Origin of the sequence: Citrobacter sp. Cpo089 (assembly GCF_030332695.1) — a bacterium.
Taxonomy (GTDB): Bacteria; Pseudomonadota; Gammaproteobacteria; order Enterobacterales; family Enterobacteriaceae; genus Citrobacter; species Citrobacter portucalensis.
The window spans coordinates 1-304 of the sequence record NZ_JAOWHJ010000005.1 but is presented as its reverse complement, the minus strand read 5'-3'; the positions used below and the strand labels follow the sequence as shown (position 1 = coordinate 304).

At 51.6% G+C, this 304-nt stretch carries 1 tRNA gene; it reads left to right on the top strand.

Annotated features, from left to right (window positions below):
• Positions 1 to 226 precede the first annotated feature (226 nt).
• A tRNA-Gly gene (locus tag OGX92_RS01575) sits at positions 227 to 302 on the top strand.
• Positions 303 to 304: the final 2 nt, after the last annotated feature.

Here is a 304-nt window from a genome sequence, read left to right as displayed (position 1 = left end):
ATAGCTCAGTTGGTAGAGCACGACCTTGCCAAGGTCGGGGTCGCGAGTTCGAGTCTCGTTTCCCGCTCCAAAATTTGAAAATGCTTGTAAAGCACAGACCACCAATCGCAGGATTTCGAATTGCGACAAGGCGGCAACTGAATGAGTCCTTTGGAGCTTACTGAAGTAAGTGACTCAGGCGAATGAAGGCAGCCAACGCAGTAGCGGTTCGAAAAACGAAGATTATGCGGGAATAGCTCAGTTGGTAGAGCACGACCTTGCCAAGGTCGGGGTCGCGAGTTCGAGTCTCGTTTCCCGCTCCAAA